The sequence below is a fragment of the Saccharothrix stipae genome, from assembly GCF_054781895.1.
Genome location: NZ_BAAGTN010000008.1, coordinates 1,038,128 through 1,054,018 on the forward strand (window position 1 = coordinate 1,038,128; position 15,891 = coordinate 1,054,018).

The 15,891-nt window shown below is 71.2% G+C and carries 11 protein-coding genes; 8 read left to right on the forward strand and 3 right to left on the reverse strand.

What is annotated here, in order from left to right:
* Positions 1–27: 27 nt before the first annotated feature.
* The gene (locus tag ACYVLT_RS21780; protein WP_461122006.1) at positions 28–1,398 is read left to right on the forward strand and encodes a sensor histidine kinase; all 1,371 of its coding nucleotides are present in this window, start codon (positions 28–30) and stop codon (positions 1,396–1,398) included.
* Positions 1,399–1,893: 495 nt separating this feature from the next.
* Here ACYVLT_RS21780 and ACYVLT_RS21785 read toward each other — a convergent pair whose 3' ends face one another.
* Entirely contained in the window at positions 1,894–2,826 is a 933-nt protein-coding gene (locus ACYVLT_RS21785; RefSeq protein WP_461122007.1) for a TAXI family TRAP transporter solute-binding subunit, read from the reverse strand.
* Positions 2,827–3,012: 186 nt separating this feature from the next.
* Here ACYVLT_RS21785 and dctA point away from each other — a divergent pair, with 186 nt between their 5' ends.
* From dctA to ACYVLT_RS21800, 3 genes are all read left to right on the forward strand, one after another.
* On the forward strand, positions 3,013–4,383 hold the full coding sequence (dctA, locus tag ACYVLT_RS21790) for a C4-dicarboxylate transporter DctA (RefSeq protein ID WP_461122008.1): 1,371 nt from the start codon (positions 3,013–3,015) through the stop codon (positions 4,381–4,383).
* Positions 4,384–4,743: 360 nt separating this feature from the next.
* On the forward strand, positions 4,744–9,282 hold the full coding sequence (gene gltB, locus ACYVLT_RS21795) for a glutamate synthase large subunit (protein ID WP_461122009.1): 4,539 nt from the start codon (positions 4,744–4,746) through the stop codon (positions 9,280–9,282).
* A complete protein-coding gene (locus tag ACYVLT_RS21800; protein ID WP_461122010.1) occupies positions 9,275–10,780 on the forward strand; it encodes a glutamate synthase subunit beta in 1,506 nt (501 codons plus the stop codon). The genes gltB and ACYVLT_RS21800 overlap by 8 nt, the downstream gene beginning before the upstream one ends.
* Before the next feature lie 64 nt (positions 10,781–10,844).
* On the opposite strand, the gene ACYVLT_RS21805 is transcribed toward ACYVLT_RS21800, so the two are convergent.
* Positions 10,845–11,042: a hypothetical protein gene (locus tag ACYVLT_RS21805; RefSeq protein WP_461122011.1), complete on the reverse strand. Its 198-nt coding sequence runs from the start codon at positions 11,040–11,042 to the stop codon at positions 10,845–10,847.
* A gap of 104 nt (positions 11,043–11,146) precedes the next feature.
* Between ACYVLT_RS21805 and ACYVLT_RS21810 the strand changes: the two genes are divergently transcribed.
* From ACYVLT_RS21810 to ACYVLT_RS21825, 4 genes are all read left to right on the forward strand, one after another.
* A complete protein-coding gene (locus ACYVLT_RS21810; RefSeq protein WP_461122012.1) occupies positions 11,147–12,007 on the forward strand; it encodes a helix-turn-helix domain-containing protein in 861 nt (286 codons plus the stop codon).
* A gap of 9 nt (positions 12,008–12,016) precedes the next feature.
* Positions 12,017–12,226, forward strand: coding sequence for a DUF397 domain-containing protein (locus ACYVLT_RS21815; RefSeq protein WP_461122013.1), 210 nt, complete (start codon positions 12,017–12,019; stop codon positions 12,224–12,226).
* 92 nt (positions 12,227–12,318) lie between these two features.
* On the forward strand, positions 12,319–13,257 hold the full coding sequence (locus ACYVLT_RS21820; protein ID WP_461122014.1) for a trypsin-like serine peptidase: 939 nt from the start codon (positions 12,319–12,321) through the stop codon (positions 13,255–13,257).
* Positions 13,258–13,339: 82 nt separating this feature from the next.
* Positions 13,340–13,705 carry a carboxypeptidase-like regulatory domain-containing protein gene (locus ACYVLT_RS21825; RefSeq protein ID WP_461122015.1) on the forward strand — a complete coding sequence of 122 codons (366 nt, stop codon included), beginning with the start codon at positions 13,340–13,342 and terminating at the stop codon, positions 13,703–13,705.
* An 85-nt stretch (positions 13,706–13,790) separates the two neighbouring features.
* Here ACYVLT_RS21825 and ACYVLT_RS21830 read toward each other — a convergent pair whose 3' ends face one another.
* Complete coding sequence (locus tag ACYVLT_RS21830) at positions 13,791–15,800, reverse strand: helicase-associated domain-containing protein (protein ID WP_461122016.1); 2,010 nt, start codon at positions 15,798–15,800, stop codon at positions 13,791–13,793.
* Between the last annotated feature and the right edge of the window lie 91 nt (positions 15,801–15,891).

Genomic DNA, 15,891 nt, shown 5'->3' on the forward strand with positions numbered 1-15,891 from the left:
ACGTCACCCACAGGAGGTTGCCTCCGCGTGCTGCGCCGCCTGCTGGTCCTCATCGTGCCGCTGCTGGTCGCCCTGGTCGCCGCCCTGGGCGTGCCGCTCGCGTTCGCGGTCGTGCAGCGCGAGAGCCAGGAGACCTACCTCGACCGATTGGGTGACGCGAGCCGGTTCGCGTCGCTGGCCGAGAACGCCCTGGCGTCGGGGCGCCTGACCGCGTTGCGGGAGGAGCTGGTGCGCTACGACCAGCTGTACGGCATCTCGGCCGCGCTGGTCGGCACCGACGGTGCGGTGCTCGAATCGTCACGCCGGCCGTTCCCGTTGGACGACCCGCACGTCGAGGTCGGTCTGCGGGCGGCGTTCGGCGGGTACCGGGGCGAGACCGACCAGTCGGTGTGGCCGTGGGAGCGGGTGAACCTGGTCGTGGTCGAGCCGGTCGGGCGCGACAGCGAGGTCGTCGCGGCCGTGGTCACGATCTCCCCGACCGACGGCCTGAGGTCCGCGATCCTGCGCCAGTGGGGCGTGCTGGCCCTGGTCGGCCTCGTGCCCATGCTCGGCGTGGTCGCCGTCGCGTGGCCGATGTCGCGCTGGGTCCTGCGCCCGGTGCGCAAACTGGACGAGGCCACCGCCGCCGTCGCGGGTGGCCAGCTGGACGCCCGTGCGGACGAGCTGGGCGGCCCCCCGGAACTGCGCCGGCTGGCCGCGAGCTTCAACGCGATGGTCGACGTCGTCGGCCGGGCGCTGCGCCGACAGCGGGCGTTCGTGTCGGACGCGTCCCACCAACTCCGCAACCCGCTGGCCAGCCTGCGCCTGGCGGTGGACAACCTGGCACCCCACGTCACCGACGACGCGGGCCGCGAGGCGCAACGCATAGCCGTCGACGAGGCCGAGGAAATGGGCCGCGTCCTGGACACCCTCCTGGCCGCCACCCGCCTGGACAGCGCCTCCGCCGCCGAGCCGGTCGACGTGGACAACCTGCTGGCCACCCACGTCCCCGGCTGGCGGGCGCTGGCGGGCGACATTCGCCTGACCGTCGCCGTCCCCCCGGGCCTGCGCGTCCTGGAACCACCCGGCGGCCTCGGCAGCGTGCTGGACGAGCTGGTCGGCAACGCGATCAGGCTGTCCGGGGGCACACAGGTGAAGGTGTGGGGCAACACCGCCGACGACCAGGTGGAACTGCACGTGACCGACGACGGCACCGGCCTGTCGACCGACGAACGAGCCGCCGCCCTGAGCCGGTTCTGGCGCGCGCCACGTCACCAGAACATCGCCGGCACAGGCCTGGGCCTGGCCATCTGCGCCGAACTGATCGCCTCGGCCGGCGGCGAACTAGCCCTCCGCCCCGTCGAGCCACACGGCCTGGACGCCGTGATCCGCCTCAGCACCCGACCACCCGGCCCCTGACCACCCGGCCCCTGACCACCTGGAGCCGACTGCCTGACTGCCGGGCCCTGACTGCATGGCGCATGGCTCGGGTGCCTGCCCGGCTTGCCCATGCCGCCTGCCGGCACGTCTGACCACGCTGTGCGTGACCTGCCTGCTGTCGGCCCGCTGCCCTGCCTGGTGAGGTCGGTCTGTTGTCTGGTCGGACTGGGTCGATCGGGTTGGGTCGATCGGGTTGGCGCGGTCGGTCGCGGTCGGTGTGGCTGGGTCGGTGGTCGGTCGGGATGAGCAGGGTGAGGGTGAGTGGGCGAGTGGTGAGGGAGGTGGGGTGGTGGGTGTGGTCGTCTGGTCTCCTGCACTGGTGTTCGCCTTGGCCGCCTCCTTCTCTTCCGGCAACGAAAAAGTGGTGGGGATAGTTGCCCATCGACGGGTGGTTCGCACCTATGTGTGGCGTTGGGGCCGTGGGTGCAACCTGGGGCGGGGTGGGGAGCATGGGATATGGGGGGTCGGGGGGAGCTAGCGTTTGGTGGCGCGGAACCAGCGTTCGGCGCCCTTGTGCAGTGGCACCTGACCCGTGGCGATGCCCGTTCGCACGTTGATCCGGCTGGCCTCGGGGTGGCCGGCGGCGATTCGGGACGATTCGGTGAACACGGTCCTTGTCACGACCTCGACCACGTCGGCGTCCAGGGCCGACCTGGCCAGCAGCAGGTTCGGCACGGCGAACGTGTGGCACGGGCCGAGGTTGCCGTAGGTGGTGGCCGGGATGGTGGCGGGCACGTAAGGGCCCGGGTAGGCCTCCGCCAGGCGCTCGGCCTCGACGGGCAGGTCGAGCAGCCTCAGCGGGAAGTCGTGGAGGGTGTCGGCGATCGCCGGGGTCGGGATGCCGGTCAGCGCCAAGAACGCGTCCAGTGATCCGGCGACGAGTTCCTCCGCCGCATCGGCGTGCGCCATCCGCCGCGCGTCCACGTCGATCTCCAGCAACGACAGCAGGCGCGTCGCGGTGAACTCCGTGCCCGACTCCGACGGCCCGAACGAGACCGTCCGCCCGGCCAGGTCCGACAACGTCCGCAGCGGCGAGTCGGCGGGCACGGCGATCTGCATGAAGCTGTCGTACAACCGACCCACGGCGCTGATGCCGCCCGGGTCCTCCGCGCTGAGCAACGCCCCGTCCACCAGTGGATCCAAAGAGGACAGTCCCAGGTGGACCTGGCCCTCGCGCAGCAGGCGCACGTTCTCCACCGACGCCGCCGTGTGCCGCTCGACCACCCGGGTCGCGGGCAGCTGGTCGGCCAAAGCCTCCGCCAGCGCGCCGCCGATCTCCCGGAACACGGCACCGTCGGGCCCGGTCGCGAGGACCAGTTCCGGCAGGTCCACGGTGGGCGCGGGCGTACAGGCGGGAACGCCCGCCGCCAGGGCGGCCAGCAGCACCGAGCGCCGGGACACCTGCACGACCGCAGCCTAGCTCCGCCGAGCCCGGCGCACCCAGTCCCAGGCGGGAGCAGTGCCCGGGTAAGGCCGGGTGAACGCAGTGTTACGTCAGAGGGATCTGAAGTTTCGGCCCTGCTCCTTGTCGTGCCGCCGCACTGTGCTCAGGATCACCAACCAACTCCCAACGCGGTCCCCCTTGGAGGAGACGTGGTCAGCGCGCAAGCACGCGAGCGCAAACCGATCTACAAGCACCTCTACTTCTGGGTGTTGGTGTCGATCGTGCTCGGCGTTGTCGTCGGGTACGCCTTCCCCGCACAGGCCTCGGGCATGAAGTGGATGGCCGACTTCTTCATCGCCCTGGTGAAGGTCGTCATCGCGCCGACGATCTTCTGCACCGTCGTGGTCGGCATCGCGGGCCTGGGCAACCTGGCCAAGGCGGGCGGTCTGGCGTTGCGGACCATCCTGTACTTCACCGCGATGACCACGGCGGCGCTCGCGATCGGCCTCATCGTGGTCAACCTGGTGCAGCCGGGCCACCACGGCGCGTCGATCCCGATCAACGACGACGCGGCGGACAAGACGCTCGCCGACGCGAAGACGGCCGAGACCGGCGTCACCGGCTTCATCCTCGGCCTGGTGCCGAAGTCGTTCCTGGGCGCGTTCACCGACGGCCAGCTCATCCAGGTGCTCGTGATCGCGATCCTGGTCGCGGTGGCCGTGGCGGGCATGGGCAAGCGCGGCGAGAAGGTGGTGTCCGCGCTGGACACCGTCGCCAAGGTGATGTTCGGCGTCATCAAGATCGTCATGTACGCGGCGCCGATCGGCGCGTTCGGCGGCATCGCCTACACGATCGGCAAGTTCGGCGGCTCGATCCTGGGCAAGCTGGCGTGGCTGATGGGCTCGTTCTACGCGACGTGCCTGCTGTTCATCCTGGTCGTGCTCGGCGGTGTGTCGCTGTACGCGGGGTTCTCGATCTTCAAGTTCCTGCGCTACATCAAGGACGAGCTGCTGATCGTGCTCGGCACGTCGTCGTCGGAGACGGTGCTGCCGCGGATGCTGGTGAAGCTGGAGGCGGCGGGCGCGGACAAGTCGGTGGTGGGCCTGACCATCCCGACCGGCTACTCGTTCAACCTGGACGGCACGTGCATCTACCTGACCATGGGCGCGATCTTCATCGCCCAGGCGACGGGCACGGAGGTGGGTCTGGGCACCCAGGTGGGGCTGCTGCTGTTCATGCTGCTGGCCAGCAAGGGCGCGGCGGGTGTGACGGGCGCGGGCCTGGTCACGTTGGCGGCGTCGCTGAGCGCGTTCGAGGGCAACAGCGCGATCCCGGCGGTCGGCATCGCGCTGATCGTGGGCATCGACCGGTTCATGTCCGAGGCGCGGGCGATCACCAACGTCATCGGCAACGGCGTCGGCACCCTCGTGGTGGCCCGCTGGCAGGGCCAGTTGGACCGCGATCGGTTGCGCGAGGTGATGGACAACCCGTCTCAAGTGGACGTGGACGCCCTGATGGAACGTCAGCACGGTGACGACGACATCACGGAGCGTGAAACCGTCGGGGCCGGTAGCCGCTGACTCCTCCCCGGCCTGACCACGCAGCCCCCGTGCCGTCGTTTACCGAACGGCGGCACGGGGGCTCACCAGCGGTAACAGGGGTAGCGGAGCGTGTTGGCAAGCTCTCACCGACGCGCGCGACGGCGCCGGCTCGGTTATGCTTAACAACGCGTAACAAGCCGGCCGGGATATCGCTCGGCCGTCTCGAATCGTTACGAGTCGCGGACCTAGATCACCCGAAGGATGGTGTGGTTCGGTTTCGCGACTGTTAAAGTCGCGTCAACACGCGGGCCATCGTCGTCCCGTGCCCAGCACCCGGATTCCAGGACCTGGACACGAGGACTCGTTCTTTCACCAAGGACGACGAAGGAGGTCTGCGCAGTGATCTTCTCCGCCATCCCGTCCCCGCAGGGGCTCTACGACCCCGCCGCGGAACGTGACGCTTGCGGTGTGGCGATGGTCGCCGACATCAAGGGCCGGCGCTCGCACGACATCGTCGTCGACGCGCTCACCGCGCTGGCCAACCTGGAGCACCGGGGCGCCGCGGGCGCCGAACCGACCAGCGGCGACGGCGCCGGGATCCTGCTGCAACTGCCGGACGCGTTCCTGCGCGAGGTGCTGGACTTCGAGCTGCCGGAGGCGGGCGCCTACGCGGCCGGCATCGCGTTCCTGCCCGCCGACGCGGAGGACCGCGCGAAGGCCGTCGAGCTGGCCGGGCGGGTCGCCGCCGAGGAGGGCCTGGAGGTCCTGGGCTGGCGCGACGTGCCGACCGCGGCCGACCACGCGGGTGTGGGTCCGACCGCCCGTTCGGTGATGCCGCACTTCGCGATGCTGCTCGTGCGGAGCGAGACCGGTCGGCGGGACGTCGAGCTGGACCGCCTCACCTTCGCCCTGCGCAAGCGGGTGGAGCACGAGAGCGCGGCGGCGGGCGTCGGCACGTACTTCCCGTCGCTGTCGTGCCGGACGATCGTCTACAAGGGCATGCTGACCACGGGCCAGCTGCCCGCGTTCTTCCCCGACCTGCGCGACGAGCGGTTGGCCAGCGCGATCGCCCTGGTCCACTCCCGCTTCTCCACCAACACGTTCCCGTCGTGGCCGCTGGCGCACCCGTTCCGGTACGTCGCCCACAACGGTGAGATCAACACCGTGCGGGGCAACCGGAACCGGATGCGGGCCCGTGAGGCGCTGCTGGCCTCCGACCTCATCCCGGGCGACCTGACCCGGCTGTTCCCGATCTGCCACCCGGAGGGCTCGGACTCGGCGAGCTTCGACGAGGTGCTGGAGCTGCTGCACCTGGGCGGCCGGAGCCTGCCGCACGCGGTGCTGATGATGATCCCGGAGGCGTGGGAGAACCACATCTCGATGGACCCGAAGCGCCGCGCGTTCTACGAGTTCCACGCGAGCCTGATGGAGCCGTGGGACGGCCCGGCGTGCGTCACCTTCACCGACGGCGCGGTGGTCGGCGCGGTGCTCGACCGCAACGGCCTGCGCCCGGCCCGCTGGTGGCAGACCGCCGACGGCCGCGTGGTGCTGGCCTCGGAGACCGGTGTGCTGGACGTCCCGCCGGACCAGGTGGTGGCCAAGGGCCGCCTCCAGCCGGGCAGGATGTTCCTCGTCGACACGGTCGAGGGTCGCCTGGTCGAGGACGACGAGGTCAAGGCGAAGCTGGCCGACGAGCTGCCCTACGACGAGTGGTTGCACGCGGGTCTGCTGGAGCTGGCCGACCTGGCCGACCGGGAGCACGTGGTGCAGAGCCACGAGTCCGTGGTGCGGCGCCAGCTCACGTTCGGCTACACCGAGGAGGAGCTGCGGATCCTGCTCGCCCCGATGTCGGTGGTGGGCGCGGAGCCGCTCGGCTCGATGGGCACCGACACGCCGGTGGCGGCGCTCTCGCAGCGCTCCCGGCTGCTCTACGACTACTTCGTGCAGAACTTCGCCCAGGTCACGAACCCGCCGCTGGACGCGATCCGCGAGGAGATCGTCACCAGCGTGTCGCGGGTGATGGGCCCGGAGCAGAACCTGCTGGAACCCGGACCGGTCAGCTGCCGGCACATCAAGCTGACCTACCCGGTGATCGACAACGACGAGCTGGCCAAGCTCATCCACATCAACGACGACGGCGACCTGCCGGGCTTCGCGTGCACGGTCCTGTCCGGCCTGTACGAAGTGGACGGTGGCGGGGCGGCGCTGGCGGCGGCGATCGAGCGGGTGCGCCGCGAGGCGTCCGAGGCGATCGCGAACGGCGCGCGCACGCTCGTGCTGTCCGACCGCGACTCCGACCACCGGATGGCGCCGATCCCGTCGCTGCTGCTGGTGTCCGCGGTGCACCACCACCTGGTGCGCACCAAGGAGCGGTTGCGCGTGGCGCTGGTCGTGGAGACCGGTGACGCCCGCGAGGTGCACCACATCGCCGCGCTGCTGAGCTACGGCGCCGCCGCGGTGAACCCGTACCTGGCGTTCGAGACGATCGAAGACATGATCAGCACCGGCGCGGTGACCGGCATCGAGCCGCGCAAGGCCGTGCGGAACTACGTGACGGCGCTGGTCAAGGGCACGTTGAAGATCATGTCCAAGATGGGGATCTCGACCGTCGGCGCGTACACCGCGGCGCAGGTGTTCGAGGCCGTCGGCCTGTCGACGGACCTGCTGGACGAGTACTTCACCGGCACGGTGTCCAAGCTCGGTGGCGCCGGCCTGGACGTGCTGGCGGAGGAGGTGGCGCTGCGGCACCGCCGCGCCCACCCGGACAACCCGACCGACCGGGTGCACCGCCGGCTGGAGGTGGGCGGCGAGTACGCCTACCGCCGCGAGGGCGAGCTGCACCTGTTCACGCCGGAGACGGTGTTCCTGCTCCAGCACGCCACCAAGACCGGCAAGCAGGACGTCTACCGGCGCTACACCGACGAGGTGGAGCGGCTGTCCCGGCAGGGCGGCACGCTGCGCGGCCTGTTCTCGTTCGCCGCCGAGGGCCGCACGCCGATCCCGATCGACGAGGTCGAGCCGGTCTCGTCGATCGTCAAGCGGTTCAACACCGGTGCCATGTCGTATGGGTCGATCTCGGCGGAGGCGCACGAGACGCTGGCCATCGCGATGAACCGGCTCGGCGGCCGGTCCAACAGCGGCGAGGGCGGCGAGGACCCCGAGCGCCTGTACGACCCGGAGCGGCGCAGCGCGGTCAAGCAGGTGGCGTCCGGCCGGTTCGGCGTCACCAGCGAGTACCTGGTCAACGCCAGCGACATCCAGATCAAGATGGCGCAGGGCGCGAAGCCGGGCGAGGGCGGCCAGCTGCCCGGCTACAAGGTGTACCCGTGGATCGCGCGGACCCGGCACTCCACGCCGGGCGTGGGCCTGATCTCCCCGCCGCCGCACCACGACATCTACTCCATCGAGGACCTGGCCCAGCTGATCCACGACCTGAAGAACGCCAACGAGCAGGCCCGCGTGCACGTGAAGCTGGTCAGCGAGGTCGGCGTCGGCACGGTCGCGGCGGGCGTGGCGAAGGCGCACGCGGACGTGGTGCTGATCTCCGGCCACGACGGCGGCACCGGCGCGTCACCGCTCAACTCGCTCAAGCACGCGGGCACGCCGTGGGAGATCGGCCTCGCCGAGACGCAGCAGACGTTGCTGCTCAACGGTTTGCGCGACCGGATCACGGTGCAGGTCGACGGCGCGCTGCGCACCGGCCGCGACGTGGTGGTGGCCGCGCTGCTGGGCGCGGAGGAGTTCGGCTTCGCCACCGCGCCGCTGATCGTCGCGGGCTGCGTGATGATGCGGGTCTGCCACCTGGACACCTGCCCGGTCGGCGTGGCCACGCAGAACCCGGAGCTGCGCAAGCGCTACACCGGTCAGGCCGACCACGTGGTGGCGTTCTTCGAGTTCGTCGCCCAGGAGGTCCGCGAGCTGTTGGCGTCGCTGGGTTTCCGCACGATCGACGAGGCCGTGGGCCACGCCGAGCTGCTGAAGACCGACGAGGCGATCGACCACTGGAAGGCGGCCGGGCTGGACCTGACCCCGGTGTTCGAGGTGCCCGAGACGCCGTACCGCACGGCCAAGCGCAAGGTGCGCGAGCAGGACCACGGCCTGGCCCAGGCGTTGGACCGCACGCTGCTCCAGCTCGCCGACGCCGCGCTCAACGACGCCCGCCCGGTGCGGCTGGAACTGCCGCTGCGCAACGTCAACCGCACCGTCGGCACGCTGCTCGGCGCCGAGGTGACGCGCCGGTTCGGCGGCGACGGCCTGCCCGACGACACGATCCACGTGACGTTCACCGGTTCGGCCGGCCAGTCGCTGGGCGCGTTCATCCCGCGCGGCATCACGCTGGAGATGATCGGCGACGCCAACGACTACGTCGGCAAGGGCCTGTCCGGCGGCCGGATCGTCGTCCGCCCGCACCCCGACGCGCCGTTCGCGGCCGAGCGGCAGGTCATCGCGGGCAACGTGATCGGCTACGGCGCGACGTCCGGCGAGATCTTCCTGCGCGGACGGGTCGGCGAGCGGTTCTGCGTGCGCAACTCGGGCGCGCTGGCCGTCGCCGAGGGCGTGGGCGACCACGCGTTCGAGTACATGACCGGTGGCCGGGCCGTGGTGCTCGGGCCGACCGGCCGCAACCTCGCCGCGGGCATGTCCGGCGGCATCGCGTACGTGCTGGAACTCGACCCGGCGGCGGTCAACACCGCCATGGTCGAGCTCCAGCGGCCCGGTGCGGAGGACCTGCGCTGGCTGCGCGACGTGGTGGAACGCCACCACCAGCTCACCGGTTCGGCGGTGGCCGCGTCGCTGCTCGGCGACTGGACCCGGCGTTCCGCGTCGTTCACCAAGGTCATGCCCGGTGACTACCAGCGCGTGCTCGAAGCGATGAGGCTCGCCCGCGCGGAAGGCAGGGACGTCGACCAGGCGATCATGGAGGCCTCCCGTGGCTGACCCGTACGGTTTCCTCAAGCACTCCCGCGCCGACGCCAAGAAGCGGCCCGCCGCCGAACGGCTGGACGACTGGAACGAGGTGTACCAGGACGTCCCGGCGGAGCGGCGGGACGGTGAGGTGCGCGTCCAGGCGACGCGGTGCATGGACTGCGGCATCCCGTTCTGCCACTCCGGGTCGGCCGGGTGTCCGCTGGGCAACCTGATCCCCGAGTGGAACGACCTGGTGCGCCGGGGCGACTGGGAGTCCGCGTCGGACCGGTTGCACGCGACGAACAACTTCCCCGAGTTCACCGGCCGGCTGTGCCCCGCGCCGTGCGAGGCGGCGTGCGTGCTGGCGATCAGCCACGACGCGGGCGGCGCGGTCGCGATCAAGCGGGTCGAGCAGACCATCGCCGACGTGTCGTGGGAGCAGGGGCTCGTGCCGCCCACCCAGTCGCACGTGTCGTCGGGACGCAAGGTCGCGGTCGTCGGTTCCGGCCCGGCCGGGCTCGCCGCGGCCCAGCAGCTCACCCGCGCGGGCCACGAGGTCACCGTGTTCGAGCGGGACGACCGGCTCGGCGGGCTGCTCCGCTACGGCATCCCCGAGTTCAAGATGGAGAAGAAGGTCCTCGACCGGCGGCTCGCGCAGCTGCGCAAGGAGGGCACGAAGTTCGTCACCGGCTGCGAGGTCGGGGTGGACCTCACGGTCGAGGAGCTGCGCTCGGAGTTCGACGCGGTGGTGCTCGCGGTGGGCGCGCTGCGGGGCCGTGACGACACCACGACGCCGGGCCGTTCGCTGCGGGGCGTGCACCTGGCGATGGAGCACCTGGTGCCCGCGAACCGGGCGTGCGAGGGCGACGGACCGCCCGCGATCGACGCGGCGGGCAAGCACGTCGTGATCATCGGCGGCGGCGACACCGGCGCGGACTGCTACGGCACGGCGTCCCGGCAGGGCGCGGCGTCGGTGCTCCAGCTCGACCAGTACCCCATGCCACCGTCCACTCGGGACGACGCGCGCTCGCCGTGGCCGGTGTGGCCGTGGATCCTGCGCACCTACCCCGCGCACGAGGAGGCGGGGGAGCGGAAGTTCGCGGTCGCGGTGGAGAAGTTCGTCGGTGACGACGAGGGCCACGTGCGGCAGATCCAGCTGCGCAAGGTGCGGGTGGAGAAGGACGCCTCCGGTCGTCGCCAGGTCGTGCCGACCTCCGAGGAGGTCGAGGTGCTGCCGGCGGACCTGGTGCTGCTGGCCATCGGCTTCGAGGGCGTCGAGCACATGCCGCTGCTGGACGGGCTGGGCATCCAGCTCACCTCGCGCGGCACGATCTCGTGCGGCTCGGACTGGCAGACCCAGTCGCCCGGTGTGTTCGTCTGCGGTGACGCGCACCGCGGCGCGTCCCTGGTCGTGTGGGCGATCGCGGAGGGCCGTTCGGTGGCCAACGCGGTGGACCGCTTCCTGACCGGCTCGTCCGACCTGCCGTCCCCGGTGATCCCCAACATGCTCCCGCTGGCCGTCGTGTAGTACCCCCCGGACCGCCGTTGGTTGGATGCCCGGCCGCCCCGACAACGACGTCGGGGCGGCCCTTTTACTTCTGCCGGACCTGTGCCAGGGCCTCGGTCACCTTGGCCGCGAGGTTCGCCAACCCTCGTTCGCTGACGACCAGGTCGACGCCGCCGTCGTGGACGCCGCCGAAGCGGAACTGGATCTCCTGGCCCACCACCTCGAAGTTCATCGGGCAGTCGCCGTCGATCGCGACCCACGAGTCCACTTTGATGCCGCTCATGCACCTCTCCCGTCTTTGGATGCGATCAAATCGCATAATCGGAGTTTGCGCAGTCCTTCGATCGGGTGACCAGTGGCCGGGTCGGGCGCCGGTAGGCTCGGCACATGGCGAGGATCACGCCGACCGCGAAGAAGCTGTTGCTGGGCAAGGAGATCGCGTTCCTGCGGGAACGCGCGGGCCTGTCCCAGGCGCAGGCGGCCGCGCTCATCGAGAAGAGTCAGAGCCGCATGGCCGACATGGAGGCGGGACAGTCCAGCATCACGCCGGGCGACCTGATCCTGTTGCTCAAGGGCCTCGGTGTCACCGATGAGGCGCATGTGGAGGCGTTGCTGGAGTTGCGCCGGAACAACCACCAGCGCGGCAAGTGGACCGGTGTGCGGAGCATGTACGCGGAGTCCTTCCGCACGATGATCGACCTGGAGGAGAACTGCGACCTCATCCGCACGGTCGAGACCGAGGTGCCGCCCGGGCTGTTGCAGTGCGAGTCCTTCATCAGGGCGCTGTACGCGCTCAGCGATGACGATCGGGACCTGGACGCGCGGGTCGAGGCTCGGCTGGCTCGGCAGGCGATCTTCTACAAGCCGGACGCGCCGCAGGTGGCGTTCGTGATCTCGGAGTCGGCGTTGCGGCGGGAGTACGGGCCGCCCGAGGTCATGCGCGAGCAGGTCAACTACATGATCAAGCTCTCCAAGCTGCCCAACGTCCACCTCCAGGTGCTGCCCTTCAAGACGCGCTTGCAGAGCGACTGGATCCGCGACCGCTTCGTGCTTTTGCGCATCCCGTCACCAGGGGTCGCCGGTCCACTGGATTTTGCATACACCGAGAACAAGGCCGAACTGCGCTACCTGGACGACAAGCCGTTGGTTGCTACGTTCGAGCAGGTCTGGGTCCGGCTGACAGGGGTGGCGTTGAGCTTCGAGGAGACGCGGAGGTTCATGCGTAGAGTTGCTGCCGACTACAGCTAGGAGGCAGCCGTGTTTCGCAAGTCGAGCTACAGCGGTTCTGAGGGCAACAACTGTGTCGAGGTGTGGCGGTCCGCGGAGTCGGTGGTGGTGCGGGACAGCAAGGCGCCGCAGGGCGGGGTGGTGCGCATGAGCCCGGCGGCGTTCGACCAGTTGCTGGAGGTGCTGGGCCGTCGGACCCATATGAGTCGGCAGGTGGGCCAAATTTTGCCGGTCTCGTAATTGATCGGTGCATCGGGCGGACTCCATGCGGAGAACTGTTTCCGTTGAAGGGATTCCCGGTGAACACCCAAAGATTTTCGACACGGGTTGGAATGGTGCTCGCGAGCGCGTTGTTGGCCACCACCGGCTTGGTGTCCACGGCATCGACGGCGTCCGCGAGCACCCCGAAGGGCGTCGAACTCGGCGCGAGCGACACCGAGGCGGTGGTGACGGCGGCCAGACCCAGCGGGCTGCGGGGCGTTTCCGCGTACGAGGGCACCGGCGTGCCGGCCGACGTGACGTCCCACGGCGCGCAACGCGTGCCCGCCGGCCACAGGATCCAGGGCTACTCCTCGCCCACCGGTGACGTCACCGTCCAGTCGATCATCGGCGCGGACAACCGGACGCGGGTCAACCCGACCACGAGCTTCCCGGCGAGCGCCACGGTGCTGATCACGCGCACCGTCAACGGCGTGGAATCGCAGCACTGCACCGGCTGGATGTTCGGCGCGAGCCTGGTGCTGACCGCCGGGCACTGCGTCTACAACCAGAGCAGCGGCTGGTACACCGGCCAGCTCAAGTTCTACCCCGGCGCGAACGGGACCACCTACCCGTACGGCTCCTGCACCGCGGCGACCCTGCGGTCCAACACCGGCTGGACCACCGACGGCAACCCCGACGCCGACTACGGCGGCGCGTCCCTGAACTGCACTGTCGGCAACACCACCGGCTGGTACGGCGCGTACTGGACCACGGCGTCGCTCATCGGCACGTCCACCACGATCCAGGGCTACCCCGGCGACAAGGCGCGGCAGCAGTGGATCCACTCCGATCAGGTCCGGGCGAGCAATTCACTGCGCCTGTACTACGACAACGACACCGTCGGCGGCAACAGCGGCAGTTCGGTGCACACCGTGCGGGCGTCCGGGTCCTCCGGCTGCGCCGGCCGGTGCTCGCTGGCGTTCCACGCCTACGGCGTCGGTTCCAACGGCCACAACAGCGGCCCGCGCATCACCGAGAGCCGGTTCAACCTGGTCATCGGCTGGCGCTGACCCGATCCGGTGCGGTTCGCGGGGGCGCGGCAACCGGGAACGCCGTCCGTTCCGTCCCAGTGGTGACCGAGAGGAGCGAATCGTGAGACGCGCACACCTCGCGCTGCTGATCGGCGTGCTGGCGCTCGCGGCGTGCGGCGGGGAAACCCCGTCGTCCGACGCCGACACCCCACCGCCCACCACCGCGCAGGCCGTCGTCACCGGCGTGGTCACGGACTCCGCCGGTCGACCGGTGGCCGACGCGCTCGTGCAGCCGAGGTCGCTGGACACGCCACCCCACCCGGTGCCGGAACTGGCGGTCCTGTCCGGACCGGACGGCCGCTACGAATGGCGCCTGACCCCGGGCCGCTACGAGTTCGCCGTGACCAAGGACGACCGCACCGGTCCACCGGCCGAAGCGACCACCGAAGCAGGCCGGACCGACCACGTCGACCTCCGCCTGCCCTGACGCCCGCCGCCCCGACCCGGAGATCCGGGTCGGGGCGGCCCGCCCGGCCACGACCGGGTGTCAGCACGCGTCGGATCCAGCCCCGTCAGACGCCCGTCACGGCGCCTGTCACCGCGCGCACCGAGCGGATGTGGCTGACCAGGAACTCGCGGTGTTCGCCGCGCGGCGCGCAGTTGGCCTTCAGGTTGCCCGCCGCGTGGTCGACCGGGGTGATCACGTGCTTCACCGTGCTGCGCCGGCCGTTGGCCACGGCGATCTCCACCGACGTCCGGCTCACCAGGGCGTCCGCCAGCAGCACGACCTCCGAGTCGGGCAGCACCAGCGACTGGTCCCGCAACAGCCGCACCGCGCCCATCCGCTGCGACTGCGCGGGTGGCAGCGCGATCTTCGGGCGCGGCCGTTCCCGCTCGACCAGCGCCGCGGCCAGCTTCGCCAGCTCCTGCTCGGTCAACGGCGCCCGCCACCCGCCGGTCGCCCCGCGCGGCACCGGCGGCTCGACGCGGCGCCGGGGCACCCGCTCCAGCACCGACGTGCCGTCCACCGCCGACGTCGTCGGCGCGTAACCGGCCGCCCGCAGCAACGCCAAGGTCTCCGTGGCGGGCTTCGCCGAGGCCAGCACCGTCGGACCCAACGGCTGCAGCGACAGCTGCGCCAACGACCGGTGCCCGGCGATCTCGCTCAGCAGCAACGGGTCCTCGGCCCGCACGCAGCACGCCACCGGTGTCACGGTGATCCGCCCGTGCTGCCGCGCCACCTCCCGCACCAGCCGCTCCACCGTCGGCGGCACGCCGTGCTCGGCCACCGACGCCAACCGCGCCAGCAGCGCGTCCGGCTCGTGCCCCGCGTCCAGCGCCCGCCGCACGCTGGCGCCGCTGAACCGCCAGCCACCCGCCGTGCCGTCGGCCGCCAGGTCCAGCACCGAGCTCAGCTCACGGCTCGGCAGCCCGGCCACCACGGCGGTCAGGTCCGGTCGCAGGTGGGCGGTCGCCGCGGCGGGCGGCACGAACCGCCCGGCCACCTCCGCCACCCGACCCGGCTCCACCCGAACCGTTTTCACCCGATCGGGGGTCACGTGGCCCGCCGACACCGCACGTCCCAACGCGGTCGCCGAGCCCAGCGCCACCAACCCCACCGACTCGGCCTCCACCAACGCCGCCTCGGTGGCCGCCCGGCCGTGCACGGCGGGCCGCGTCCACACCAGGTCCGCCACGACCTCCTGCCGCAGCTCGAACGCCTCGTCCTCGCCGAGCAGCGCGTACCGCTCCAGCAGGCCCTGCCGGACCCGCTCGCCGGTGTCCCCGGCGGAGGGCTCGGCCGGCGCGGGCCGCTGCCCGCCCGGCGGCCACGTCATCCGCGGCCACGCCTCGGCCAGCGCGGCCAACCGGTCCGCGGGCGGTGCGGCGCGCCAGGCGTCCGACCCGCTGGTGGGCACCAGCCGACCGTCGTCCACCGCGAGCAACCGCGCCTCCACGGCCAACCCCAGCCACAACCGCACCCGACCCTCGTCGGCCCGCAGCACGCCCGCCACCCGCCGCAGCTCCCGCACCCCGACCACCGCGCGGCACGCCACCTGATCGACGTCGCACAGGTCGACCAGCCGCGTCACACCATCCACAGTGGACGTCGCGGGCGTGATCGCGGCCCGGTCGGCGAAACCCCGGTTCTGCGCCGCACGGCGCGGCGCGCGCGGCGCGGGCGTGATGCGGCGGCGCGGCTCCTCCTCCAGCGGCCGCAAACCCGGCGAGAAGACCAACCGCCCCTGCGCCGGCCACACCAGCGCCCTCGCCCGCAACTGCCCCAACGCCCGCTTCAACTCCGCCCGCGACGCCTTCCCGTTGCACCGCAACCGTTGCGCCAACGCCTCCGCGCAAGCCTCCTCGCCTAATCGCACCGCGGTGTCCAGCACGTCCCGGCACGCCTGGTCGAGCCCGTCCACGGCCGCCCGCAGCGACGCCGTCGTGGTCAACTCCTCCGCCAGCGCCCGCAGCGAGTGGGGCCGGCGGTCGGCGGCGTCCCTGCGCACCGCCAAGATGTCCCGGATCTCCCCCGCGTCGAGCTCCCGCAGCCATCCGGCCAACACCGATTTCCTACCCACCCGGCCGATTATGCACAGAACGTGACCGCTCGGTGATGCGTTGCGATAGGGCGCTCGAATGAGCCACGAATGGACGAACGTAAGCTGGGCG